This window comes from Mycolicibacterium baixiangningiae (assembly GCF_016313185.1).
In the GTDB taxonomy this organism is placed as follows: Bacteria; Actinomycetota; Actinomycetes; order Mycobacteriales; family Mycobacteriaceae; genus Mycobacterium; species Mycobacterium baixiangningiae.
This window is the reverse complement of the sequence record NZ_CP066218.1, coordinates 6026604-6050899: the sequence shown is the minus strand read 5'-3', so window position 1 is coordinate 6050899 and position 24296 is coordinate 6026604. Positions and strand designations below refer to the sequence as shown.

The 24296-nt window shown below is 62.7% G+C and carries 25 protein-coding genes and 1 pseudogene; 11 read left to right on the top strand and 15 right to left on the bottom strand.

What is annotated here, in order from left to right; all coding sequences use genetic code 11:
* Positions 1-548: 548 nt before the first annotated feature.
* The 9 genes and pseudogenes from I7X18_RS28820 to I7X18_RS28785 form a co-directional block, all read right to left on the bottom strand.
* The gene (locus tag I7X18_RS28820; protein WP_232375365.1) at positions 549-1721 is read right to left on the bottom strand and encodes an amidase; all 1173 of its coding nucleotides are present in this window, start codon (positions 1719-1721) and stop codon (positions 549-551) included.
* Between the two features lie 96 nt (positions 1722-1817).
* Positions 1818-1955 (bottom strand): hypothetical protein, encoded by a 138-nt coding sequence (locus I7X18_RS29790; protein ID WP_226863293.1) that lies wholly within the window; start codon positions 1953-1955, stop codon positions 1818-1820.
* Positions 1956-2041: 86 nt separating this feature from the next.
* A complete protein-coding gene (locus tag I7X18_RS28815; RefSeq protein ID WP_193045396.1) occupies positions 2042-2629 on the bottom strand; it encodes a TetR/AcrR family transcriptional regulator in 588 nt (195 codons plus the stop codon).
* A 230-nt stretch (positions 2630-2859) separates the two neighbouring features.
* On the bottom strand, positions 2860-4461 hold the full coding sequence (locus I7X18_RS28810; protein WP_232375364.1) for a gamma-glutamyltransferase family protein: 1602 nt from the start codon (positions 4459-4461) through the stop codon (positions 2860-2862).
* A 33-nt stretch (positions 4462-4494) separates the two neighbouring features.
* Positions 4495-5280, bottom strand: coding sequence for an amino acid ABC transporter ATP-binding protein (locus tag I7X18_RS28805; protein WP_193045397.1), 786 nt, complete (start codon positions 5278-5280; stop codon positions 4495-4497).
* A 16-nt stretch (positions 5281-5296) separates the two neighbouring features.
* Entirely contained in the window at positions 5297-6085 is a 789-nt protein-coding gene (locus I7X18_RS28800) for an amino acid ABC transporter permease (RefSeq protein WP_193045398.1), read from the bottom strand.
* Between the two features lie 16 nt (positions 6086-6101).
* Positions 6102-6923, bottom strand: coding sequence for an ABC transporter substrate-binding protein (locus tag I7X18_RS28795; RefSeq protein ID WP_226863294.1), 822 nt, complete (start codon positions 6921-6923; stop codon positions 6102-6104).
* Positions 6924-7090: 167 nt separating this feature from the next.
* Positions 7091-7768, bottom strand: coding sequence for a TetR/AcrR family transcriptional regulator (locus tag I7X18_RS28790; protein ID WP_193045400.1), 678 nt, complete (start codon positions 7766-7768; stop codon positions 7091-7093).
* 62 nt (positions 7769-7830) lie between these two features.
* Positions 7831-8022: pseudogene (locus I7X18_RS28785) on the bottom strand (IS481 family transposase); the annotation flags it as partial.
* A gap of 24 nt (positions 8023-8046) precedes the next feature.
* On the opposite strand from I7X18_RS28785, the gene I7X18_RS28780 reads away from it, so the two are divergent.
* From I7X18_RS28780 to I7X18_RS28765, 5 genes are all read left to right on the top strand, one after another.
* Complete coding sequence (locus tag I7X18_RS28780; protein ID WP_332522609.1) at positions 8047-8574, top strand: SRPBCC family protein; 528 nt, start codon at positions 8047-8049, stop codon at positions 8572-8574.
* A 577-nt stretch (positions 8575-9151) separates the two neighbouring features.
* Complete coding sequence (locus I7X18_RS28775; RefSeq protein WP_193045402.1) at positions 9152-9976, top strand: hypothetical protein; 825 nt, start codon at positions 9152-9154, stop codon at positions 9974-9976.
* A 286-nt stretch (positions 9977-10262) separates the two neighbouring features.
* On the top strand, positions 10263-10448 hold the full coding sequence (locus I7X18_RS30205; protein ID WP_404822779.1) for an alpha/beta fold hydrolase: 186 nt from the start codon (positions 10263-10265) through the stop codon (positions 10446-10448).
* A 36-nt stretch (positions 10449-10484) separates the two neighbouring features.
* Positions 10485-10850, top strand: a complete 366-nt coding sequence (locus tag I7X18_RS28770) for an alpha/beta fold hydrolase (RefSeq protein ID WP_193045403.1) — start codon at positions 10485-10487, stop codon at positions 10848-10850.
* Between the two features lie 184 nt (positions 10851-11034).
* Complete coding sequence (locus tag I7X18_RS28765; RefSeq protein ID WP_193045404.1) at positions 11035-11967, top strand: MerR family transcriptional regulator; 933 nt, start codon at positions 11035-11037, stop codon at positions 11965-11967.
* A 146-nt stretch (positions 11968-12113) separates the two neighbouring features.
* On the opposite strand, the gene I7X18_RS28760 is transcribed toward I7X18_RS28765, so the two are convergent.
* Positions 12114-13139: a DMT family transporter gene (locus tag I7X18_RS28760; protein WP_198730505.1), complete on the bottom strand. Its 1026-nt coding sequence runs from the start codon at positions 13137-13139 to the stop codon at positions 12114-12116.
* The gene (locus I7X18_RS28755) at positions 13136-13492 is read right to left on the bottom strand and encodes an asparagine synthase-related protein (RefSeq protein WP_332522608.1); all 357 of its coding nucleotides are present in this window, start codon (positions 13490-13492) and stop codon (positions 13136-13138) included. Before I7X18_RS28755 ends, I7X18_RS28760 begins: the two co-directional genes overlap by 4 nt.
* Positions 13493-13656: 164 nt before the next feature.
* On the opposite strand from I7X18_RS28755, the gene I7X18_RS28750 reads away from it, so the two are divergent.
* Together I7X18_RS28750 and I7X18_RS28745 are read left to right on the top strand one after the other, a co-directional pair.
* A complete protein-coding gene (locus I7X18_RS28750) occupies positions 13657-14568 on the top strand; it encodes a LysR family transcriptional regulator (RefSeq protein ID WP_193045405.1) in 912 nt (303 codons plus the stop codon).
* A gap of 613 nt (positions 14569-15181) precedes the next feature.
* Complete coding sequence (locus I7X18_RS28745) at positions 15182-15577, top strand: hypothetical protein (protein WP_193045406.1); 396 nt, start codon at positions 15182-15184, stop codon at positions 15575-15577.
* 108 nt (positions 15578-15685) lie between these two features.
* Here I7X18_RS28745 and I7X18_RS28740 read toward each other — a convergent pair whose 3' ends face one another.
* From I7X18_RS28740 to I7X18_RS28730, 3 genes are all read right to left on the bottom strand, one after another.
* A complete protein-coding gene (locus I7X18_RS28740) occupies positions 15686-16717 on the bottom strand; it encodes an alpha/beta fold hydrolase (protein WP_193045407.1) in 1032 nt (343 codons plus the stop codon).
* Between the two features lie 87 nt (positions 16718-16804).
* Positions 16805-18271 (bottom strand): glutamine synthetase family protein, encoded by a 1467-nt coding sequence (locus I7X18_RS28735; protein ID WP_226863295.1) that lies wholly within the window; start codon positions 18269-18271, stop codon positions 16805-16807.
* A gap of 360 nt (positions 18272-18631) precedes the next feature.
* Entirely contained in the window at positions 18632-19978 is a 1347-nt protein-coding gene (locus tag I7X18_RS28730) for an MFS transporter (protein ID WP_232375363.1), read from the bottom strand.
* 474 nt (positions 19979-20452) lie between these two features.
* On the opposite strand from I7X18_RS28730, the gene I7X18_RS28725 reads away from it, so the two are divergent.
* Positions 20453-21124, top strand: a complete 672-nt coding sequence (locus I7X18_RS28725; RefSeq protein ID WP_193045408.1) for a TetR/AcrR family transcriptional regulator — start codon at positions 20453-20455, stop codon at positions 21122-21124.
* Here the strand turns inward: I7X18_RS28725 and I7X18_RS28720 are convergent.
* A complete protein-coding gene (locus I7X18_RS28720) occupies positions 21121-21732 on the bottom strand; it encodes a helix-turn-helix domain-containing protein (RefSeq protein WP_193045409.1) in 612 nt (203 codons plus the stop codon). The genes I7X18_RS28725 and I7X18_RS28720 overlap by 4 nt on opposite strands.
* A 593-nt stretch (positions 21733-22325) precedes the next feature.
* On the opposite strand from I7X18_RS28720, the gene I7X18_RS28715 reads away from it, so the two are divergent.
* The 3 genes from I7X18_RS28715 to I7X18_RS28705 are packed head-to-tail and all read left to right on the top strand — an operon-like array spanning position 22326 to position 24289.
* The gene (locus I7X18_RS28715) at positions 22326-22853 is read left to right on the top strand and encodes a type 1 glutamine amidotransferase domain-containing protein (protein WP_193045410.1); all 528 of its coding nucleotides are present in this window, start codon (positions 22326-22328) and stop codon (positions 22851-22853) included.
* 40 nt (positions 22854-22893) lie between these two features.
* Complete coding sequence (locus I7X18_RS28710) at positions 22894-23862, top strand: PDR/VanB family oxidoreductase (RefSeq protein ID WP_193045411.1); 969 nt, start codon at positions 22894-22896, stop codon at positions 23860-23862.
* Between the two features lie 28 nt (positions 23863-23890).
* Positions 23891-24289 (top strand): cupin domain-containing protein, encoded by a 399-nt coding sequence (locus tag I7X18_RS28705; protein WP_193045412.1) that lies wholly within the window; start codon positions 23891-23893, stop codon positions 24287-24289.
* The last annotated feature ends 7 nt before the right edge of the window (positions 24290-24296 follow it).

The window sequence follows — 24296 nt, the reverse complement described above, 5'->3', positions numbered from 1 at the left end:
CTCCCCGTGGAGTGGGTTGTACCGAACAGTCATATTGTGGCTCGATGAAACGCCGACGCCAGATGCCTGTCCTACACAACCCTCTGCTTCTCAACATGTTTCGTCGGCAGCCGGCAGTTCTAGGATCTGACATTTGGATGGCACGAAGCCGTCTGACATCTCAGTGGCAAACAGGAACCCGCAGTTAGAGCCATCGCAATATGACACGGAGTTTGGCAATCTACACGGGTCGTCTGCCGGGGAAAGGTACTACCCGCTCAGGAATGGAAGTGAACGGTCCTGGATGAATCTGGGGCCCCAGAGGTTTACCGCATGGCATGGCACCGCCGTAATCAGCATTCCAGCTGCCGGCGGATCGTTGCCTCAACACACCTCGTCTTGGCGGTAGCCGAACTCGCGTCCAGAACACTAATAGCGCTGCCGTTGGAACCCTCTTGAATACGTCGGACACGTTTCGCGCGCATCGATGTGCGCATGCAGCGTGGGGGAACCGGTGCACGCACTTCAGAGTGACGCCGAAAAGCCTGGTGCGGGTGGGGAGGAACCGCTTATAGGGCGGGGTGGAGGTCTCGGACGGGGCTGACGCCTTCGAGCATCGACGCGATGTGAAGGACCGTGGATTCCGCGTGCCAGTTGCCGGCGATCTGGGCTCCGATGGGGAGCCCGTCGCTGCTGGTGCCGAAGCGCATCGACAGCGCCGGCAGGCCGGTGACGTTGAACTGGACGGTGAACGTCTGAATGTGCGTGGCGTCGAAGGTCTTTCCGTCGATGACGAACTCGGTCGTGCCGTGCGGGTGGGCGGGGATGGGGAGCACGGGTAGCAGTAGCGCGTCGTAGCGGGTGAAGTAGTCGGCGTAGCCGTCGCGGATCCGTTCGAAGCCCTGTTCGGCGGCGATGAAGTCCTCGATCGAGGTGTCCGGGGTGTTGAGCATCGACGTGGACATCGTGAACATGTCGTCCTCGCGGCCCTTGGTGGCGGCGGCCATTGCCGGCTTGAGTTCCATGACGTGCTGAAGGTTGAACAGTGCCAGCGGGTTGTCGCGTTCGAGCGCGGGGATCGTCACCTCTTCGACGTGTACGCCGGTGTCCGCGAGCGCGTGCGCCGCCGCACGGACGGTGGCGGCAACCTCTGTTTCGACCGGCCCGAGACCGGAGTCAACCAGCCAACCCACGCGCAGAGGACGATCAGGGGCGGACCCCACACCACTGTCGAATTCGCGCGGCGTCACCGAGAATCCGTCTGCGCCGTCGGGTCCGGCGAGCAGCGAGTAGGTCAAGGCGATGTCGCGGACGGTTCGAGCCATCGGGCCGACGTGCCAGTCGCGACGCGGTACGCGGGGCCACACGCCGGTCATCGGAATGCGCCCGTGGGTCGGTTTGAGTGCGACGATCCCGGTCTGCGCAGCCGGGCCGCGCACCGAGATCGCGAGGTCCGTGCCGAGACCGAAGGGGCTCATACCGGCTGCGATCGCCGCCGATTCGCCGCCGCTGGACCCGCCGGGAGTGCGATCGAGGTTCCAGGGGTTGTTCGTGCGTCCGGTGAGCAAGTTGTCGCTCTCGGTGGAGTACGAGAATTCCGGCAGGTTGGTCTTCGCCAGCAGAATTCCGCCAGCGTCTTTGATGCGGGCCACGCTGGTGGCGTCGGTCGTGGGCAGCCGCCCCGCGAAGATCGGCGACCCGCGCTGAGTGAGCACGCCTGCGGTGTCGATCGAGTCCTTCACGGTGAAGGGGCACGCCGTGCAGGGGACCGACGTCCTTGCCCGCGGCCAGGTCTGCGTCAGCGGCGTGGGCGGCTTCGAGCGCCCCGTCCGCGATGGTCACGATCGCGTTGACAGCCGGTTCGTGGCCTCGATCCGCGCGAGGTGTGCACGCACCAGTTCGACGGATGACACCACCCGGGTGCGGATCAGCTCTGCCATTGCCGTTGCGTCGTTGTAGATCAGTTCGTCGGACATGTCTTCCTCCACATTGTTAGTAGACCAGTCGACTAGTTGTCGACAAGAGTGCCGTAGGAGCGCTGGAACCTACGGAGAACTGGGTGTCAGATGTGCAGCATCTGACGGGTGTAGGCCATCGCGGTGTCGAGGTGCTCTGGGCTGCGGTTGACCTTCGCAAGGACACTCGCCCCGACCCACGCGCCGTAGAGCGAGTTCGCCGCCAGGGCGGGCGTGACCGGGAGTGGCAGCGAGTGGTCTTCGACCCCGGCTGCGAGCATCCGTTCGAGTCGGTCGATGATGCCGGCCGTGCCCTGCTGCAGAGTCAGCCGCATCGGTTCCGACAAGTCGGCCACTTCGGCGGCCAATTTCACGACGAGGCAACGCCCCTGGCAGTCGTCGACCTTCTGCTTGTCGTAGAACTGCTGCCAGTAGGTCATGAGCTGCTCTGCAGGCCCGGCGCCCGGCGTGGCGATGATGCGGTCCATGTTGGCCAGGTAGTCGGTGAAGTACTTCTGCAGCATCGCCTCGCCGAACGCGTCCTTCGAGCTGAAGTAGTGGTAGAACGAGCCCTTCGGGACACCTGCTGTGGTCAGTACCTCGGTGAGGCCGACGGCCGAGTAACCCTTCTGCACCATCAGACGCTCCGCGGTGTCGAGGATCGCCTGCCGGGTGTCCGTCTTCGCCGTTGCCACCGTGCGAGACTAACTCAGATTAGACCGGTCGTCTAGCCATCCGATCCCGAGCCCCCGCATCTCACTGCATGGTGGGGATGGAGAACTCGGCGCGTTAGCGTGAGACACGAGGACCTCCTACGCGTGAATGCCAGACACATCCACTCCGTCAGGGGTCCTCCCACTTTTCAAGCAGACGCGTCGTCAACAACCTCCCGGGTCACAACAGCAGGCTCCCCCCGGGCGGGCCGTCACATCCCCGCCGACCGGTGGTGACGCGCGAACTGCGCCACGATGGCCGCGCCGTCCGCGCGGGGATCGGTCGCCGCGTGGAACTGTGAGTCGGCGTCGATGGTCACGACGTTGGCCTGACCGAGAGCCTCGGTATGCCTGGGCACTTCCAGCACACTCAGCTCCGAGGCGGCCAACGCGACCATCGCCGACGCATCGATGTCGGCTTCCACCACCACCGAGTCGTCCGTACCGCCGGCCGCCTGGAACCCGGCGACGGCACGGGGCGCCGCAACCGCATTGGCGGGCGACGCCCCGTCCAACATCCGAAGTAACACCTGGGTGAGAATCTGGGGCTGTCCCTGCCCACCCATCGTCGCGAGCACGTGGCGGAGTCCGCCGTCCCGGGTGGTGATGACCGGCATCAGCGTGTGCACTGGCCGCTTGCGGGCCGCCAGGACGTTCGGCGACTCTGGGTCCAGCGAGAAGCTGGTACCGCGGTCGTGGAACAGTATCCCGGTTTCCGGATCGATGAGCCCGGACCCGAATGCGTGGTAGACGCTCTGGATCAGCGACACCGCGATGCCGTCGCCATCGGCGGCCGCGATCCCCACGGTGTCCCCACCCGGCACCGATCTCACCGATTCAGGCGCCACGCCGAGCGGTGTCACGGCCGAGAGGTCGCCGTGCACCAGTTCGTTGACGTCCACGGCGGCCATGCGTGGATCGGCGAGGTGGGTGCGCCGCAGGCGGTTGCCATGGTGGAACACCCGCATCAGGGTGCCGATCCCGCCGCCCAGTGGTTCGCCTACGCCCGACTCGGCCAACGCGCGTAAGGCGCGAAGCATCAGGAAGCCCTGCGTGTTCGGCGGGCTGGTCAGCACCGTCAGCCCGCGGAAGTCCACGGCGATCGGCTCGGTGATCTCGGGCTGATAGTCGGCGAAGTCACCGACATCCAGCACGGAGCCGCGCGAGCGGAGGTACCGAACGGACCGTGCGGCCAGTTCACCGTCATAGAACATGTCCGGACCGCCTTCGGCCAAGGCGGCGAACGTATCGGCCAGGGCGGGTTGCCGAAGGTCCTGGCCGGTGCGCAGCACGACACCACCCGGGCGGAACACCCGATCGAAGTCCTCGGATCCGTACAGATCGAGGTTCTCGGGGTCGGCGAGGTGAACCCCGAGCGACTCGGCGACCGGCACCCCGTCGGCGGCGGCGCACCGGGCGGGCTGCAGGAGCCGCTGCCATGACAGTCGACTTCCGAAGCGCCGCAATGCCTCCCATCCCCGCACCCCGCCGGGGACGGTGACCGTGTCGGCGCCACGATCGGGTAACGCCGCACCATGCTCGAGGCGCATGGCGGCGGCATCGGCGGCAGCGCCGGCCCAACCGGATGCGTTGACGGACGTGACGGTGCCGTCGGGGGTGCGCACCAGCGCGATCAGGTCGCCACCCAGGGCGACGTTGTGCGGGTAGACCACGGTGAGGACAGCGGCCGCGGCGATCGCGGCGTCGATCGCACTGCCGCCGTCGCGGAAGGCGTCCATCGCAGCGTCGGTAGCCAGGACGTGCGGGGTGGCGATGGCACCTGTGAATGACGATCGCCCGATGGACGTGGGCACGGCTTCAACTCCTAGCTGGGCGGGGTGGTCCGGTCAGTGAATCGTGGACAGAAACGCCTTCGTGCGCTCACTCTTGGGATTCGAGAACAGTTCCGCGGGTGGGGCGTCTTCGATGATGCGCCCCTCGTCCATGACGACGATGCGGTCGGCGACGTCACGGGCGAACCGCATTTCGTGGGTCACGACGACCATGGTCATCTGGTCGCGGGCCAGTTCGCGCATCACCTCGAGGACCTCGCCGACCATCTCGACGTCGAGGGCGCTCGTGGGCTCGTCGAAGAGCATCACCTTGGGCCGCATCGCCAGCGCACGGGCGATCGCGACGCGCTGCTGCTGACCGCCGGAGAGCTGACTCGGACGGGATTCGGCCTTGTCTGCCAACCCCACTCGGTCCAAAAGCGCCCGCGCGTCCTCACGCGCGGTCTCCTTCGGCTGTCCCAACACCCGCGCCGGGGCGTTCCACACGTTCTCCAGGGCCGTCATATGGGGGAACAGGTTGAAGTGTTGGAAGACGAAACCGATCTCGCGCCGCCTGCGCGCCAGTTCGGTCTTGCCGATCTTGCCGCCGCGTGCCCCGCGGGCGATGGAGACCCCGCTGACGAGCACTTCGCCGCTCTCGAGTTCCTCGAGATGGTTGATCGACCGCAGCAGCGTCGTCTTACCCGCCCCCGAAGGGCCGATCAGGACTACGACCTGGCCGCGCTGGACGTCGAGGTTGACGTCGTCGAGTACCCGGCGGCCGCCGAGGGTGCAGCACGCGTTGCGGACCGAGACGACCAATTGCCCGTCGACCTGGCTGGATTCGGTGTCGGCACTCATCGTTTCTCCTTCCAGGTCACCCGTGCGGCTGCAGGGTCGGGTTCGCCGCCGCGCGGCGGGCACCGAGCAGACGCTGGGTGATCCGCACCCGCTGTTCAATGCCGAGCTGCCGGGCCAGCCTGTTCTCGATCCATGCCTGGATGAAGGTCCAGACTGTCGTCAGCGCGAGGTAGTAGATCGCTACGACGATGAAGATCTCGAAGGTGTGGAACGTGGCGGAGCTGATGGACTGGGTGACCAGGAACATCTCGCTGACGCCGATCACCGAGAGCACGGAGGTGGTCTTCATCATGCCGTTGAACGAGTTGCCCAGTGGCGGCACCATGACGCGCAGTGACTGAGGCACGATGATCCACCGCATCAGCTTGCCCGGTGTCATGCCCAGCGAGGCGGCCGCTTCGAACTGCCCCTTGGAAACCGAATCCAAACCCGCCCTGATGATCTCGGCGATGTAGGCGCTCTCGTTGATCATCAGTCCGATGACGGCGGCCTGTATGGCAGCCTTCACCGACAGCCCGAGCAGGGACACGTCATGAAACTGATAGATGCCGACCGCGGCGAGACCGGTGTAGATGATCACCAGCTGTACGAGCAGCGGCGTCCCTCGGACGATCCAGATGTACACGCTGGCGCACCCGCGCACAGCGGCGTATTGCGAACGCCGCATGAGAGCGATCACCAGTCCCAGCACGGTGGCCAGGATCATGGCGACGACCGAGATGCCGATGGTCAGGCCAAGGCCGTCGAGGAATGCGTCACTCGGCGTGAGCAGCGACTTCCAGAAGAACTGCCAGTCGAATTGCACGGTCGATCCCCCCGGGCTACTTCTGGATGCTCAGGTCGGCCATGCCCCACTCGTCGAGGATCTTCGAATAGTTCCCGTTGCTCTCCAGGGTGGCGAGTGCCGCGGCGATCGCGTCGTGCAGTTCGGTGTTGCCCTTCAGCGTGGCGGCACCGATCTTGATGGTGCCGAACGGTTCTCCGACCGTCTGGATGCGGGCTCCGGTCTTGGTCTCGTAGTAACCGAGGGTTTCGGCAGTGTCCATGAATGCGTCGACCTGGCCGTTCTGCAGTTGCTGCAGTGACACGTCGGCCTGGTTGCTGCGATTGACGTCGACCGGTGGTTTGCCTGCGGCGGTACACTTCTCGGACTGCTCCATGGCCAGCGACTCCGCCGTGGTGGCGACGGCGACCATGACCTTTTTGCCGCACAGGCTGTCGTCGAGGCCGGTGACGTCGGCGGGCTCGTCCCTCGACACCGCGATGCCGGTGCCCGAGTAGACGTACGGGACGAAGTCCACGACAGCCTCGCGTTCGGGCTTGATGTAGAGCTGCGCCATGATGACGTCGCACTGTTTGGCCTGCAGGGTGGGAATGACGGTGGCAAAGGATGATTCGACGAAGTCGGGCTTCAGACCCATCTCAGCGGCGAGCGCCTTGCCCAGGTCCACTTCACTGCCGACGAGTTCGCCCGACTCATCGTGGTAGACGTTGGGCGGCGTACCGTCGTTGGGTGCGCAGATCTTCAACGTGCCGGCTTGCAGAATCGCCGGCGGTGCCACCTTGGCGGGACCGCTGGACTCCGGCGCCGGAGCCTCCGCCGACGAGCATCCCGCCATGGCAAGAGTCACGGCACCTGCCATCACGGCGACGATTGCTCTCTTCAACGTTCCTCCCAGGTTCGGGGTCGACCGGGATGGCCGATCGCCTGCGGACCTATCGGACGATAGGTCACTATCGATCGATAGGCGGCGGTAACGAGGAAGGTTTAACGTGGTTGTCACGGGAGCGGCCTGCGTGACGCGCGACGCTAAGCCGTCGTCGCCAGTTCGAGATCCTGCAACCGGGTGTGGGTGGCGTCCCTGATGCCGGCCAGCCGTGTCTGGTCCACCAGCAGTGACCGCACGACGAAGTCCGCCGCCTGCAGTGGCCGCTCGTGACGCCTGCGCCCGGACGGCCCGCCTTGTTCGCGGAGGGTCTCGAACAGCATGCCGTTGATCGCGCGCAGTACGAAACTCGGTTCGCAGGAGACGAATTCATGGGAACGGGAGCCACTGCCGATCACGCGCTCCACCTGCCTGTGGAACAGCGCGATGCCTTCACGCTCGGCCGCGAACTCCTCGAGGGCCAAGACGGCGTCCTGGTACAGCCCCCGCGCGTCGAACGGTTGCACCAGAATTTCGCGCACGTCGCAGGCGATGCCGAGGTGCAGCTTCTCCGCCCAGGTCGACTGTTCAGCCAACAGCTGATTCATCCGGCCGATGGACGGCCCGAGATCCAGTTCGATGAGCGTCCGGAAGATCTCGTGTTTGGCCTGAAAGTGATGGAACAGCGAGGGCTGCCGAATCTGGACGGCCTCGGCGATGTCGCGCGTCGACGTGCCAAAGTACCCGCGCTGGGCGAACAGTGTGGACGCGGCCAGCAGGATGCGCCCCCGCGTCGAGGACCAGTCGACCTCGGCCGGCTCCGAGCCCTGCCCGTACTTCACCGCTCAACTGTGACATAGGCCAGGCCGGCGAACGCTCGATGCCCCGGCGTGACACTCGGGTAGGTGTACTGACCTGAGAGGTTAGGTACGCGGCTGGCGGGTGTCTGACCTCCGAGTGCGGTGTGGCCGCGGTGGTGATTGTCGGTGTGCAACCAGCGGGTGTACTCGGTGCAGCGTTGTACGTCGCTGGTGTAGAGCCGGGCGTAGGCTCATTCATCGGCCAACGTGTGAAAGCGTTCGACCTTGCCGTGACTGGCGAAGCTGTGAACGGCGGGCAAATGTCGACCCGAAGGCATTATCAGGGTCGTAACATCGGACTCGATCGGGAGTTTACGATGACAACTGACCCCAAGGAATTAGATCCGGCATCGGTCGAGGTCGGCATATTCTATTCCCATGCGCCGCAACAGGTATGGCAAGCCCTGACCGACCCCGGCTTGGTTGAGAAGTGGCTGATGCCGTCCACCGGGATGTTGAATGCTGCGGTGGGGACCCATTTCATATTCACGGTGCCGACGGAGCCTCCTGGCGAGATCGCCTGCGAGGTCCTGAAGCTGCGTCCAGGTCAACGGTTGACGTTGAGTTGGGTCGATCTGCGGGCAGCGCGGCCCGCGCGGTGGTTGGTCGACTGGACCGTCGACCGGCAGGGCGGAGGCACCCGGTTGCTGCTGCGGCACAGTGGATTCGACATCCGTGACCCGCGGCAGAAGATGGCGCGGAACGGAATGGAACGGATGTGGCGGCGCGTGTTAACGCAGCTTGGCGAACTGCTCGATCGCGAGCAACCTGACAAGCGCCTTCCGTGAGCGTCGCGTGTAGCTCCCTGTTTGGCGGCCGTCGGCCAGGTCTACAGCGAGCATCCCGATTTCGATCCCCGTGGTTCGCGTAGCCGTAGGAACGGAAGCGCTGTAGTTTCGCCGGACCACACCGTATCGAACCGGGCAGTGCTGAAGCAGCAGCCATATCCACATCAGCGGGGTCACGGAGAGGATTCGGATCGGCGAGAATCAGGGCGGGCGAACGCTGGATTCGTTTGTCGACATGACCTGGCCCCTTTGGTACCAGTGATTCTGTGGCGCCTTGCGCAATGACGCTCACCGTTGTGGCTGCACAACCAATGATGCAGCCAGCCGCTCTCCGGCTGCCTTCCCATCACCTGGCAAGATCTGATTGGCCTCGATTTCTCGACGAATGAGACGCACTCTTGGCATGCGGCGAATGGCGAGGTAGCCCGGTGTCGGGGGAAATGGTTGGACGCGCCACACGGTGGGTGGCGATGCTGTGACGGTGGGGACTTCAACGATGTGGCCGTCCTTGGACGATCAGTTCACGCTCGCGGGCAGGCTATATGGCCGTGATGGCCGCCAAAAGCTGTGTGATTGGTTGGCCGAACAGGTGGACCTCGTCGACAACGTCGACTTCGCCGAGCAGTTCGCCGCTAATGCCCACCTCCCGGGGATCAGTGCCCAGGATTTCGCCCACCGTCATCTTCGTACGGCACACGGTCGGCTACTAGGTGGGATCCGGTTCCGCGGCCTCAACACCGCGCGACCGTTCATCGAGGTACTCGCCCACAGCTTCGACACCATCGAGGCCCTCATCGATTGCGTCCGCCACGAATGGTCCAACTTCGGCGCCCCATACCTACGCCTGCTCACCAGACCGGGCCTACTCGAAGACCACCCCGATGGCCTTCTCGACGTCGGCATCCACCTGGCCCGCTACCGAGACATGGCACCCGCCGACGGCCGGGTCACCCTCGAGACGTTTGATTCCGCCGAAGAGGTCATCGAACTCGTGACCGGCCGCTACGCCCGCCTCGCCCGCCTCGACCCGCCCCTAGCCAGCAGCATCGCGCCCGCTGCAGCTGTCGATCTACGCCACTGGCATACACAAGATCAACTACGCGCGATCCGCAGGGACGGATCCACCCTTGGGGTCCTCGCTGTGGCAGCCGGCGCCATCGCGTGGATCACCGGCGACGAAATCAACGAAGAAGTCATTAATGATCCCCACACCGGCCACGGTTACGCCGCGTCCGCTCAAACCGCCTGGGCACACCACGTCGCGACCGATAGAGACCAGCTGCTCGTGGGCACCATCCATCGCCGAAATCACGCCTCGCGCATCACCGCCCAGCGTGCCGGCAGGCCGCGATTGCTCGACTTCACCTTCATCGCGTTACACCCACCTACCGCATCTCGGTGAGACACGAGGGGCTGTCCCCCGAGGTACGCACACTCATTCACGACTTCGCTCCCGGTGATGCTGCCGTCCAATGTCAAACTTTCCAACCGATGCCCAAAGACCGGTATCTGATCGATTATCGCTTCCAGGCGAGCAGTCGTAGAAGATGTGAGTGTCGTTGTGTTGCAGCCTTACGCGATGGTGGCCAGTGGTCGCCAGTAGCGGGCCGACCCCGCCATGAGGCCGAAAAGGGGGTCCGGCGTGAGCCTCAGAGTGAGGTTGCGAGCTTTCTCCGCAACGCGAAGACGTGCCAGACCAATTGGCGTTCGGTCAGTCGTCGGGGCTGCCGCAGGGGCGGACTTCACCCAGCAGGCACGCGCGCTGCGTGCGTTTCTTGACGCCCGTTGAGCTCGATCGCTTTCACCTCGTGGGTCATGACTGGGGCGGCCCGATTGGCCCTGCAGCGGCCGCCCGGCGCCGTTTGTATTGGTGACCCCTGATTGCTCCGGGTTTTAGCGAGGGGGCATTGGTGGGCGCCAACCTCTTCTCGCGCGGCCTGCCGTTCTTCATGCGAGCTGCGCGTCGCGACCGTGCTCTTCGGGCACGCAACCAGCGGCTGCTTAAGGAGTTGGCAACGCGGCGAACCATTCTCAAACTCGAACGCCTCGAAGGTTATGCATCCGAGTGCCAACTGATTCAACTGGGACTCCCGGACATAGGGGGCCCGAAGCTGATCATCTGGGGAAAACCCGAGCCCTACTTTCGTTGCGAGGACTCGCAAATGCGAGCGCTCCTGCCAACGGCGCATTTCTTGTCCCTGCCGGGTGCGGGACACTTCGCGGCCGAGGACGCACCGGATCGCGTTGGTGAGGAGATCCGCGCCTTTCTCACGTAGGGCGATTCGTCGGCGCGTGCCGAATTACTTGCGGCCTCCGCTTCGCAGGCAGCGCGGCGCCAGGGATTGGGTTAGCAACCCCGCCCCGCGCACTGAAATCGCTTATACGCAGCCCCAGCGCCGCGCTGGCACCTCGCACCGCCACCTTATGCACCTTTGAGCTTGCGATGAAAGCCACGGCATCATGTTGAGCGGTGTTACGCCGGCGGTCTGCGGGTTCCGCTATGCCGTCAGCCGCGCGGGTTCTGCGACGTCTTCCGGTTTCGCGCCCGATTGTTCTGGTCTTGACATTGCCGTTGCGGCAACTTCTAGCGTGGATGTCGATCATCGAGAGAGAGGCTGCAGGTTGGTGAGTTGGTCGATCCAGCAGGCGGCGCGGGCTTCGGGCGTGACGGCCCGGACATTGCGCTACTACGACGAGATCGGGCTGTTGCGGCCGGCTCGGGTCGGTTCCAACGGATACCGCTACTACGAGCGGGAGCAGCTGCTGAGGCTGCAGCAGATCCTGTTGCTTCGCGAGCTCGGTTTGGATCTGACCACGATCGGCCAAGTGGTCGGCGCGCAGCACGATCCGATCGAGGCGCTGCGCCAGCATCACCGCCGGCTCCTTGACGAGCGGGGCCGCCTGGACCGCCTCGCGACCACGGTCGCCGCCACCATCAAACACCTAGAGGAAGGAACCGATATGCCCGCCGAGCACATGTTCGAGGGTTTCGAAATGAGCCCCGAATACCTGGCCGAAGTGGAAGCTCGCCGTATCGAAAGCACCGGCAGCACAGAACAACCGGAAATCACCGAGATCAAACGCAACACCGCCGAATGGTCCGAACAGGACTGGGGGGCCTTCAACGCTGAAGGCCACGATCTCACCCGGCGCATGGTGGCGCTGCTGCGCAACGGTGTGGCCGCCGATGACGCGGAGACATTCGCGGTACTCGACGACGACCTGGCCTTGCAGCGCAAGCTGTGGAGCCCGGACAAGGCCGGTTACATCGCGTTGGCCGAGGCGCTGCAGGAGCCCTCAGAACTGCGCTCGTACTACAACGCCCAGGATTTCCGACTAGCCGAATACCTGCGCCAAGCAATGCTGGCCTACGCCGAGCGCCGGATGCAGTGATGACCGGCCACCGGACGCGCGTCATGGGTGGTAGCAGGAGTGATCGTGGCTGCTGACGCGATCGTCACCGCCGGTGCGTTGGGTAGTGGCGGAATGGTGATGGCCGGTGGCGCGGTAGGCGCGGGCGTCGGCACGGATTCGCTCGATCACCGAAGATGGTCGAAATCCCAGTCACTCACGCTGTACGGGTTGTTTGGACGTCTTCGGGCGTCATATGTGCATGGTCGGCGTTGGGGGCGGCGTGTGTCGATCATCCTGCCCCAGTTCGTGCCGACGAGGACCAGTAGCGCTCCACAGAATCCGATAGCGGTGAGCGGGTCGTGCGCGAGAAGGACCCCGATGGCTGCGGCCCAGAGCGGTTCGGTGCCCAGGAGCAGGCTCACCCGTGCTGGCGAGGTGCGCCTGACCGCCCACATCTGGATGAAGAAGGCGAATACCGTGCAGATCAGCGCCAGGTAAATGGTGAGCAGCCAAGATCGGGCACTCATCTCGGTGGCGACTTCGCCGACTCCTCTCCCGGTGACCTGGGACAAGACCACGAACACCAACAGGGCAGTGCAGAGTTGGACGAGTGTGACGCGCGCCGAATCCAGGGTGCGCTTCTCGGAGAGACGAGCAATGATCGTGACATGTACAGCCCGTGCAACAGCGGCGAGCAGAATCAGCAGATCGCCGACGCCGGGAGCTGCCAAACCGCTGTTCTGGGTTAGCAACCCGACGCCTACAACAGCGACGATGGCAGCCCCGTAAAATGTGGCGGGCAGGTGGGTGTGCCTAATCCACTGCTCGAGCAGCGGTGTCATGACGATGCTCAGAGAGATGATCAACCCGGCGTTGGATGCCGATGTGAGAGTCACGCCGAATGTTTCGAGGGTGAAGATGACACTGAGGATCGCTCCGAACATCATGCCGAGAGTGAGCTCTGAGCGGGTGATGTGGCGCAGCCGTGGGGCCAAGACTATGGCCAATCCCGCAGCGGCGAGCGCGAACCGGATGACGAGGAACGCGAACACCCCGTCGGCGGCGACGACTTCCTTGGCAGCTAGGTAGCTCGATCCCCAAGCCATCGCCACCGCGAGAAGTGCAAGGTCGACGGTGCGGTGCGAAGCGGATGCGACCGACGTGGTGGGGTTGTTCACCGCATCTGGATGGGCCCGGTTGAAGATGCTCACGAAATCTCGGCGGTGAAGGCGATGACTAGGACATCGCGGTCGGCGGCGAAGGACTCCTGCTGGTGACTGACGTGCAGGGCCGCGCCCAGCCCGACCGCGATTCGCTGCTTCTCTTCCTGGGCTTCCAGTTCGCCGATATCGACGGATAGCGCATGGACCTCGGCGAATCCCATGTCGCGGAGCCGCAACAGCAGGTACGTGCTGTCGAGCCCACCGCTGAATAAGGTCACCACCGGTCTATTGCGGTCCAGGTGCTGGTCGATCTCATCGAACGACCGGAATCGGTGAGAGTAAATGGCGGTGCTCTTTCTGTGGTCCTCACAAGCCGCCGGTGCTCTTTCTGTGGTCCTCACAAGCCGCCGGTGCTCGATCAGCGCAGGCTCATAGCAATGAATGACGCAGTGATGAGCCGGATCCGGCGACTACCGAGGCCCCGTTACCACGGCAACTCCATGATCATCAGAAAAGATGAGTTAGACAAGCAACGCTAATTACATGGAACCGTTAGGATTGCTACATGGATGTGGAGCGTCTACGCCTTCTGCGGGAATTCGCCGAACGCGGCACGGTCCACGCCGCCGCCGACGCAATGTGTTTGACACCATCTGCGGTCTCCCAGCAGCTCAAGATTCTGCAGCGCGAGGCAGGCGTACCTCTTCTGGAGCCTGCGGGGCGCCGGGTGAGGCTCACTGACGCCGGCCGAGTCCTCGTGTCGCGGACCGATGAAGTGCTCGCCGCTTTAGACCGAGCGCGGGCTGATATGGATTCCTACCGCAGCACACCACGCGGCACCGTGCGGGTAGCCATGTTCCCCTCGGGGGCCGCGATGTTGCTCGCCGGACTCATCACTCGGGCCGCGGCGGCCGGAGTCGAAGTTCTAGGACGCGACATCGATCAGCCCGCCGCGAACGCACCGGGCCAACTCGCCGACTTCGATGTCGTTGTGGTCCATCGCGACGAGCGCGATGTCGCGCAGTGGGGCCCACGGATTGAAGCAACCTTGTTGCTCAGGGAGCCCCTCGAAATCCTCCTACCGCCACACCATCGCCTGTCCACCCGCAAGCGGATACCTCTGCGCGAACTCGCCGACGAACCCTGGATCGGCGTCGAAGGCGGACTGATGGTCGACGACGTCCTGCGCTCGTTGGCCGCCATCTCCGGGGTGAACCCGCGAATAGTGCAACAAGTCAATGATTTTCGCGTGGTCGAGGAGCTCGTGCTGGCAGGCGTCGGCGTTGCGTTGCTACCGCGTTACGTTCTCAGCACACGGGATCTAGTTCGCAAACCTCTCAGCGGAGTCCGCATCGCCCGCCGCATCGAGGCCGTCACCCGCACCGGAGCCACCTCGCGTCCCGCTGTCAACGCCGTTATAAGGATCCTGAAGACACTCGCTCACGAAACGGTCGAGCAAAACACACGGCCACAATGACAGCCGACCGTCCGCGCTCCGGCGAAACGCTTGATCGGCTGCGTTGGTCTGGTGAAGCGCCGACGTGTTCCGACCACCGGGCCCTACTGAGAACCTCCGTGACGGACTGCAGCTCTCCGGCGCCCTGGGTGTCCGTGCCCGATCAATGGTTGCCAGGATGGCCTGACAGGCCTGAAGCACTGAGAAACGTGACAGGCGCACGCGTCTCGGACACACACTATCGGGTCGATTGGGGACAGCGCGCTGGGCGGGCGAGGGTCTGGTGGAGTTCCAGAACCGCTCGCTGCAAGTGCCAGGCGTCTTACGCCCATTGCGGCGTTGGTCAACGACTTCTATTTCAACTGCACGACGCGCACTTTCACGCCCATTCCTCCGTTTCGGAGCTGCCGCTGGTCTGCCGACGATTAGCAGCTGATAAGTGCGATCCGCCCGGATCCATCCAAGGTCTGCGACCGTGACAACGTCTGCTGCACTGCTGGTTTAGAGGCGACGGTATGTCCACGGCCTGCGTCACGTGATGAATTCCCGGAAGGCTTTGCATGCTGACGGCGGGGCCTAGGACGGCAGGTCCGTCGAAATCCTTATGTGGATATGAAAGTGAGAAATTCATGGGATGGACATGGAGTGGGAACTCTGCAGTCGTCGCAGTTCAGGGGATCGCGACTGGACATGGAATTTAAAAAGCCACAACAAGTGTCGCTTCTCAAATCTGACGTCTTCTCAAGTCGCATGTCCACTCGATGTCCAACTGGACATGAAGCTGAGATTCCCGGCGGAAGCACGCGGCAGTCGAATTTCTGCGGTCCTGTTAGGCGAGTCTTTGCGACCCTGGGATCCGCTTTCGACGATGTCGCGCCTATCGATTAACCCCTGTGCGACTGCGCCTTTGGGCGAGCTGGCGCCTTTTGCAAGTCTCATTGTGGATGGTCAAGACCATATATCGGCTGACGCCAGCATGACGGGACAAGATATCTTCGGTACCACCGAGACCGCTACCGATCTGTTCTGATCACAACCCCGGGAGATCGGCTCTTTGCACGAGATTAGCAAGCTCTCGCGACGCGCCGACATCTTGTCAAAAGTAGACAGGCAAGTCCTGTCAATCGCTTCCTACGCGTTACGTGTAGTCGTTGGGTTGCAGCACGTCGTGGATGGCCGCATCCAAGAACTCTTCGAATTCTGCGTCGTTGCCGGGGTTGGCAACGCAGTGACCGAATGGTGAGTCGTAGGGCCGAAGCTCGGCGTTCGGCATCTCTTCGACCTCCAATCTGTTGTCCTCGGGAGGAAAGTACAGATCTTGTGTACAGGGAATGACGATGGCGCGCGCCGAGATGGCCCGAAGCGCTGATCGAAAGTCGCCCCCGTAGAGCGGATTCGCGCTGATGTCATTACGTTGCCAGCTCCAGATTTTGGCGAGCAGGTCGTGGGCGTTCCAGTGCTCGACATGATCGTTCTCCCAGTCGACGAGCAGGTCCTCGATGGACTCATAACCGAGTTTTCGGTAGTGGCCGTCACGAAAGAAGGTCTGGGAATAGGCCCAGCCGGCGTACACCCGGGCGAACGCCTTCAGCCCTCGAATGGGTGGCGGCATACCACCGTCGCCATCCCAACATCTGTCGGCCAACAATGCTGCTTTGACGCCCTCTAGGAAGACGAAGTTGTGAGGTGAGGTTCTCGCGGAGGCGCAAAAAGGGATGATCGCATCGACAAGGTCGGGGTACAGGGCCGCCCAGTGATAGGCCTGGCACCCGGCCATGGACCAGCCTGCCACTAGAGCGATCCGCTGCACCCCGAGGTGATCGAACAGTAATCGATATTGGCATTGGACGTTATCGTAAAGGGTCACCTCGGGAAACCACGCCCCCTGTTGCCCGGGGGCGGCATGGCTTGGGGAGGTGGACAATCCGTTGCCGAACATGTTGATCGAAACCACGAAGTGATGTTCGGGGTCGATGGCTCTGCCGGGACCGAAGAACCCCTCATTGCGCCGGTGCGTTCCGGTGAAGAATGTCGGCAAGACGACGACGTTGTCGCCCGCTGCATTCAGGCGGCCATAGGTCTTGTAGGCCAGTTGTGCATTGGGCAGCGTCTCACCGGAGAGCAGACGTACATCACCAAGGTCGAATGACGAATGGCCCGTCAGTGACATGATCTCCTCCGTAGCTGCGGCATGGCGGCACACTCCAGTCCGTCGGCACGCGACGCAATGGCGGCTTCATCGACTGTGGCGTAGCTGTCAGTAAAGTCGAAGGTACTCTTCGACCTCCCAGTCGGTGACGGCCTGGTGATAACGCTCCCACTCATCAAGCTTGTAAGCGGTGTAGGAGTCAATCATCGTCTGCCCTAGTACTTTTGCGATCAGGGCATCATTCTTGAGATGGCCGAGGGCGTCCATCAAGTTGCGGGGCAACCGGCGGATGCCAGCCGCCTCCGCTTCCTGTGCCGTCATGGAGTAGAGATCCCGATCGGTCGGGTTCCCCGGGTCGGTTTTGTGGACGATGCCGTCAACGCTGGCTGCAAGTGTGCACGCCAGCGACAAGTACACGTTCATGCACATGTCCGCTGCTCGATTCTCGATGCAAAATCGACTCTGCGGCAGGCGGAACTGGGCTGCGCGGTTGTTGTGGCCGTAGGTGATGTTGGTGGGAGCCCAGGTCACCGTTCCACCTTCGAAACCGCCCACCCGCGGCACAAGCCCGTTGTAGGAGTTGACCGTTGGGCAGGTAATGGCGGTGAGCGCCTCTGCGTGAGAGAGCAGGCCGCCGACGGCGTACCGGGACTCGTCGCTCCATCCTCCATCACTGTCTTCGAACAGGTTCCCCGCAGGCTCGCTGAGGGACCGCAGGGAGAAGTTGATGTGCGCGCCCGACCGCCAGTCGCCGGTCGTCGGTTTCGGCATGAAGGTGACGAACATGCCGTGGCGCTTGGCGACCTCTTTGAGTGCAAGACGCAAGAAGACGAACCGGTCTGCCATCTCGAGGAGATGTGTGTAGTGAAAATCGAGCTCGAACTGCGAGTATGCCCCCTCCGCGACCACATCGTGCAGACCCCAATCCAAGGTCTCAAGCATGTCCATCATGTCCTTGAGGAAGGGCATGGAGTCCAGTGAATGTTCCACGTCGTAGCCGAACGCCTGGCGGCGTGAGCGCAGACCGCCGACCTGCTGAGGATCGTTGTCGAAGGCTTTCACCGGTTGCCCGTTGTCATCCCACCGCATCACGATGAACTCCGGTTCAATACCTGCATATCCGATGTAACCCTGCTGGGCTGCTTCGTGAATGGCGCGTTTGAGGGCTTGCCGGGGACACACGTTGTAGGGCTTGTCCTCCCAGAAGAGATCGGAGAAGATGATCGCGGTGGTTGGATCCCAGGGGCACACGTACACTGCGTCGAGGTCAGGGACCAGAACCTGGTCAGAGTCAGCTGAAGTGAGATCCGGAACAAATGAGACGGAATGGACCGCAAATTGTGGGCCCTTACCTTTGCACAGCGGCTCGAAATCGCTCATCGGTACTGGCTTGGTCTTCGGAATTCCGAATAGGTCGATCCAGCAAGCGAGCACGTACTTGACGCCGGCCTCTTCAAGCTTGGCGCGCACAGCAGCGATCTTCGCGTCGCTGGGCAGTGCATCGGTGAACGTTTCGGCGTAGCGCGGCATCGGCGGAGCCTGAATGCTGTTGTCGGAGCTGATCGTGCTTGTCATGTCGCTCTTTCGTTGAGGTGTTGGAGTGGTGATGAAGCCGGCAAGATCGCCAGGTCATCATGCCGCTGACGGATCCGCAAATGTTTGTTGAAGGAAAGCACCTATCGTGTGTGAACCGACCGCATCGTGAAGCGCCAGTTGTGGACGTGCCAGGAAGCTCAAGTGAGGCGGGAGGAGGGACGGCCCCGGGGTTCATAGGGGTGAGCGCGCCACGATGGATGACCAGGCCGCGGAGGCGCGAGGTCGGCCCAGCTTCGAGACCAAGCCCGTGCGACTTGTGTTCACGTATAACGTGGTCGGCCCGCACACCACGACTCGCACTGTAATGTGCTGCATCCGTGGATGTTTCCTACGTACGGGTCAATCAGTGGCCGTGGCCTTGGCGCGCACGGGTGTACCGAGGCCGCTGACTTCGGACAACGACATGCCTTTGGTCTCTGGTGCCATCAGCACGGAGACGACCAAGCCCACGAGTGTCATTGCCGCGGCGACCAACATGATGCCGCTTACGCCCCAGTTTTCAAGGCCGATGGGAACGAGGAAGGTTCCGACCGCAGCGCCTACCCGGCTGATCGCGGTGATGAGTCCCATGGCGGTTGCGCGGATCTCTGTGGGGAAAAGCTCGTTAGGATAGGACCATTCGAGAATATTGGGCCCACCCGAGGCCAGCGCGTAGACGGCGAAACACAACATTACGAGCCAGCCCACATGAGGTACCACGCCCAGAAGAATCAGTGGGATCAGCATCGCGACGAACGACCAGATGAGCAGCGGCCGGCGACCCAACGATTCCGTCCACCACAGTGCAGGTAAACAGCCGATGAGGAAGAGCAAGCTGATCAGCGCTGAGCCCAAGTTGCTCATATTGCCCTCGGCCATGCCGATCGAGGACAGGATCTGGGGGCCAAAGCTGTACAAAGCGAACACGGGAGTGATCGCACAGACATAAAAAGCCCCGCAGAAGAAGACGCGCCTGCCGTACTCCCCTTGAAAGAGCGTGCGAAAACCCAGTGTGGCGGTTGATGTCTCGATGTTCACGAGCGACGCTACGTCGGCATCTCGGCCGTACACCCGGCGAAGCACTTGCTGCGCTTCTTCGATGCGCCCCTTGGACATCAGCCAGCGCGGTGATTCAGGAGTCCCGACGCGCAGGATCAGGATGATCAAGCCTGGAACGAGGCTACTGCCCAGGATGATTCGCCAAGCCCCGTCACCCAACCAGGCGGTGAGCCCAAAGCCGAGAAATAGCGCAATTGTCGCGCCCAGGCACCAGAACGCGATCAAGGATCCGACAAAGGCGCCACGATACCGTGAAGGTAGCCACTCGGTGAGCAGTGCTGTCGCAATAGGGTAGTCAGCGCCGATCGCGACACCGATGATGAAGCGCAAAGCGATGATCTGCCATGCCTCGTCGGCGAAGATGCACAATGCCGACGCACCCACCAGCACGCATAGGTCGATGGTGTACATCAGCTGACGTCCGATGCGGTCGGTCAGTCGGCCGAAGGCCAGACCTCCGAAGAAGATTCCGATCAGCGCCGCAGCGCCGGCCCAAGCGTTGTCGCTGGTGGAGAGACCGAGTTCGTTCGTCATCCCGACGAGTGCGATCCCGATGATGCTCAGCAGCCAGCCGTCGAGAAACGGCCCGCCGGCGGATTGGATGAGAAGGCGTTTGTGAAAGCCGGTCAACGGGCTGTCGTCGATCACGTTCTTTGTAGTCATGTATCTCCAGCCGTACGCGTGGATTGACGGTTCAAAGGAATGGCTGCATCGCCACGCGGCAAATGTTCATTGCTAATGAACGATCTGTCAAGTGGTGTAGATCCCCACTGTTACGTCAGTGTTACGTCAGGCACAGTCCAAGCTCCGCCGACGTTATTTCCCTAGCCTGGCCCATCATGAGGTATTCCCCTGTGCCACCGGCCTATTGGCGGATAATCGGAGTGATCGATCCCGAGTCGTGGCCCTCGATGCGGATAGCGTCATCTCAAATCTAACTGAACCGGCATTCAGTAACGGTTCGGGCGTCTCCGCCGGCGATCGTCTCGCCGGTCGGTCGTTCGGCGATGACGCGCCCCCGAGTTCTGGCGGGCGGTTGTGGAATTCTGAGGTTGCGGCGACAATCGATTCACCGTCGAGAGCGATTCACCGTCGAGAGCAGTGCAGGGGAATAGCCACTGAATGAAGAATCAATCAGCGCTGTCGGCAACTGGGGATGATCGCACATCAGCGCGTGCGCAGAAGGCTGCGGTTCGTCGTGCGCAGTTGCTGCAGGCGGCCCGGAAGGTTGTTTTCGAGCGGGGCCTGGATCGAACCCGGATAGCTGATGTTGCTGCGGAAGCAGGTGGTAGCCAAGGGCTGGCGCACTACCATTTCGAGTCCAAGGAAGCGCTGCTTGCCGAGATGCTGCGCGTCGCTGTCGACGAAGACATCGAGCGTGCCCGCCAAATCGTCGAGGGTGAGGGCACCGTCGCGCAACGGCTAGACCGCCTGTTGCGTCTTGCCCTGCCGATAGCCAGCGATGATCAGTCATGGATGCTGTGGATCGACATGTGGGGGTCGAGCCTGCGTAACGACGACATGGCGACAGCTGCTGAGAGCCTTGACATTGCGTGGACCGAACTGGTGCGCACGCTACTTCAAGAAGGTGTCGAATCCGCGGTGCTGACGTGCATCGACCCACAGGCGAGTGCTGATCGACTGATGGGTCTGGTAAGCGGCCTCAGTCTTCGCTTGATAACCAGTCGGGCGCGGTTCCAACGCACCTACGTCTTGCGCCTCGTGCGCACCGCGGCTGCGCTCGAACTGGGACTCGAGTGGTCGGACTATCAGAGGCTGATTCAAAAAGATTAGAGCCTGCTGGCGGAGAACCAGATCATCCGGGCCGGAGCCCGCGATCGGTTGTGAAATCGATGAGGCGTGGCGGAGTCGAACGCAACCGAATCGCCCTCTCGCAGTGTGACGCACTGGTCGCCGAATTCAACATCGATCGTTCCTTCGATGACCACCCCGTATTCGCGTCCCGGGTGACTCAGCGCCCCGCTTGCCGTCGGGGATCCCGTTCCTGGCTCGTACACGTACTCACAGAAGTCGACGCCGTCTTCTTCGGCCGGCAGCAGCAGCTGGGACCGGACTCCTCTGCCGATCTTGATTTCCGGTCGAAGGTGGGATCGTCGGACGATGCTCGCCTCGAGATGGGCCGGTGTGGTTACAGGTGGTGCGTCCTGTTTCGAGAAGAGCGAGTCCATCGTCACGTCCAGCACGTCGACCAATGCGGTCAGGAGGCTTATCGACGGCTCCGAGATCCCGCGTTCGAACTGAGATACGTGGCTGGGCGAACATCCGACTTCCGCCGCCAGCTTTCGGACGCTGATCCCACGCTGACGCCGCACGATGCGCAGCCGTTCGCCCAGGGTCTGCGCCGGGGTCGTACCCTCTGACGTCCCTGGTCCTTGGCTCATGGCGCAAATTCTAGGTCGTCCGCGGCTGGCGTAGCTCAGCTGAATGCCCGTTCACGGCATACCGCCAGCGTGTTGACTTTGTGTGCAGCTCGAGTGAACATTATCCAACCCACTGTCACCTGCGCGCAGTCGACATTTGCAGTCGTAGATGGCACACGCGGCCAGTAGCAGGACACCGCCGACGCGAACACACGGAAAGGACTGCGCCTGCGTTGGCGGGGCTCTGCGCGACGAACCCTTCTCCTGGCACTTGCACCGCCAGCTATGCGCGCTGGCCGCCGACCCTCGTCATGGAGGCCACCTGAGTTCGACGTGCCCCCTGCTGCGCGCTAGCGGCGCTCGGGGAAACATGCGGCTGATGCGCATCTGTGATTGACCGGCACATCGAGTGCTCCGAGAAACCGTCTAGGGATCGGGCTCCAGACCACCAACGCGTATTGGTGGATTGCCTTGCCGACCTTCACAACACCCCACGTTACACGAAAGGTGTTTGATTTCAGACGGTTTCACTTCCCACCGCACAGGTTCGCACTGTACACTGACAGTGAACATCGTTCCTGGTTCAGTGTTGCATACGAAGAAATGAGAGTGAAATGTCCTTGTCCGGCAAAAAAGTGCTCGTCCTGACGGCGAACTACTTCGAAGAATCAGAGCTGATCTATGCGGTCTACCGGCTTCGGGAGGAGGGCGCCGAGGTGACGGTCGCGTCTCCGGATGGGGCGGCACTGACTGGCAAGAATCACATGAGCCCGTTCCCGGTGGACGCCTCCTACGACGCCGTTGGCGCTAACTCCTTCGACGCCGTAGTCATCCCCGGCGGCTTCGCTCCGGATCTGGTTCGGCGTTTCCCGAAGGCCCTGGAGTTGGTTCGCGACATCAATGCGGCCAATAAGCCGGTCGCGACTGTCTGCCACGGTGGCTGGGTGGCGATCTCCGCCGGTATCGTCAAGGGCCGCAAGGCTACCGCGGTGTCAGCGATCAAGGACGACATGGTCAACGCCGGGGTCAACTTCGTCGACGAGCCCGTGGTCGTCGATGGCAACCTGATCACTTCGCGCGTGCCTGCTGATATGGGTCTGTGGATGAAAGCTCTCATCGAGGCGATCCGCACCGCCTCGTAGACGCCACACCACGAAGGGAGTGAAGGTGTCACATTCGCCGGTGCCCGAGCACGTTCGGGTGTTGCCAGGCCTAACGGCCACCATCGTTAGCCGGCGTCTCGTCGCAACCGACGTCGTCTCGTTGGAGCTTGCTCCGGCCGGCGCGGCACTCCCTTCGTGGGCCGGGGGAGCGCATATCGAGGTCGCGCTTCCGGCCGCCGTGGGATCCGACCTGCTGGTGCGGCACTACTCGTTGATCGGCTTGCCCAGTGGGCAGCAGAACTGGCAGGTCGCGGTGCTCAAAGAAGCAAACGGCCGAGGTGGATCAGCTGCGATGCACGATCTCCAGATCGGAGATTCGCTGGAAATCCGCGCCGTGAGGAATAACTTTCCGCTCAAGCCTGCCCCGGAGTATCTCTTCATCGCCGGCGGCATAGGTATCACACCGCTGATAGGGCACGCACTCGAGGCCGACCGAAGGGGACTGCCGTGGCGGATGATTCATCTCGTGCGCAGCGCAGACCGCCTGATCGACGTCGCCGCCTGGCTACCGCGTGGCGTCCAGCAGCACATTGACGAGGTCCACGGACGGGCAGACCTCGGAGCTCTCACGGCACCGTTGCACGGCGGAATGGTGTACGCGTGCGGGCCAGCTCCTCTGTTATCTGCCCTCGAAGAACTCGCTACAGATGCGCCGTGGGACCTGGCCGTCGAACGATTCGCTGCAGACCCGCAGCGACCGACAACTGTTCAGAGCGACAACCGCCCGTTCAATGTCGTTTTGCAGCGCAGCGGCAAGCGACTGTACGTGCCCGGCGACCGCAGCATTCTCGACGTGGTGCGTGGAGCTGGAGTCGCCGTCGACTTCTCCTGCCAGGAAGGCATTTGTTCCTCATGTGAAATACCGGTGCTGGCCGGCGAACCCGAGCACCGCGACCAAGTGCTCGACGAGGATGAACGCGCAGCCGGCGACTGCATGATGATTTGTGTATCCCGGTCTACGGGTGGCGATCTGACTCTGGACCTTTAACCCGTCTCTCAACTAACGAGGAAACCCCATGACCAATCCCATCATCGTCCCGATCGACAGGTGCCCGGTCTCGACGCGGGAATCAAACGGTGTCCGAATGACGCTGGCCCGCACTATTACTCACGCCGATCACGGATCACAGTTGATGGCAGGCATCAGCTGGATGAATCCCGGAGACGTCAGCGCGTGGTGGTCCACTGAAAGCCAGAAACCTCAGTCCGGTGACTATCATCATCTCGGGCCCGTCCACGAGATCTTCTATCTGCTCGAAGGTGAGCTGGTTCTCGAATCGGGAGCCGGCGGCACCGGTATCCCGTTTCGGGCCGGTGACACCGTCTTCTTCCCGCCAGAGGGCCGCTTCCGTATCCGCAACAACGGGACTGCTCCAGCAACGCTGTTCTACGTCGAAACACCCCCTTTAGGCTGAAAAGGTC

Excerpts from the sequence above, each read along its gene's own strand:
- I7X18_RS28765 (WP_193045404.1), top strand. The coding sequence starts at position 11,035 with ATGTTGAGCGGTGTTACGCCGGCGGTCTGCGGGTTCCGCTATGCCGTC.
- I7X18_RS28795 (WP_226863294.1), bottom strand. The coding sequence starts at position 6,923 with ATGGCAGGTGCCGTGACTCTTGCCATGGCGGGATGCTCGTCGGCGGAG.
- I7X18_RS28740 (WP_193045407.1), bottom strand. The coding sequence starts at position 16,717 with ATGTCACTGACGGGCCATTCGTCATTCGACCTTGGTGATGTACGTCTG.
- I7X18_RS28735 (WP_226863295.1), bottom strand. The coding sequence starts at position 18,271 with ATGACAAGCACGATCAGCTCCGACAACAGCATTCAGGCTCCGCCGATG.
- I7X18_RS28715 (WP_193045410.1), top strand. The coding sequence starts at position 22,326 with ATGTCCTTGTCCGGCAAAAAAGTGCTCGTCCTGACGGCGAACTACTTC.
- I7X18_RS28725 (WP_193045408.1), top strand. The coding sequence starts at position 20,453 with ATGAAGAATCAATCAGCGCTGTCGGCAACTGGGGATGATCGCACATCA.
- I7X18_RS28720 (WP_193045409.1), bottom strand. The coding sequence starts at position 21,732 with ATGAGCCAAGGACCAGGGACGTCAGAGGGTACGACCCCGGCGCAGACC.
- I7X18_RS28780 (WP_332522609.1), top strand. The coding sequence starts at position 8,047 with ATGTCGACCCGAAGGCATTATCAGGGTCGTAACATCGGACTCGATCGG.
- I7X18_RS28750 (WP_193045405.1), top strand. The coding sequence starts at position 13,657 with ATGGATGTGGAGCGTCTACGCCTTCTGCGGGAATTCGCCGAACGCGGC.
- I7X18_RS28745 (WP_193045406.1), top strand. The coding sequence starts at position 15,182 with ATGGACATGGAGTGGGAACTCTGCAGTCGTCGCAGTTCAGGGGATCGC.
- I7X18_RS28805 (WP_193045397.1), bottom strand. The coding sequence starts at position 5,280 with ATGAGTGCCGACACCGAATCCAGCCAGGTCGACGGGCAATTGGTCGTC.
- I7X18_RS28705 (WP_193045412.1), top strand. The coding sequence starts at position 23,891 with ATGACCAATCCCATCATCGTCCCGATCGACAGGTGCCCGGTCTCGACG.
- I7X18_RS29790 (WP_226863293.1), bottom strand. The coding sequence starts at position 1,955 with ATGTCCGACGAACTGATCTACAACGACGCAACGGCAATGGCAGAGCTG.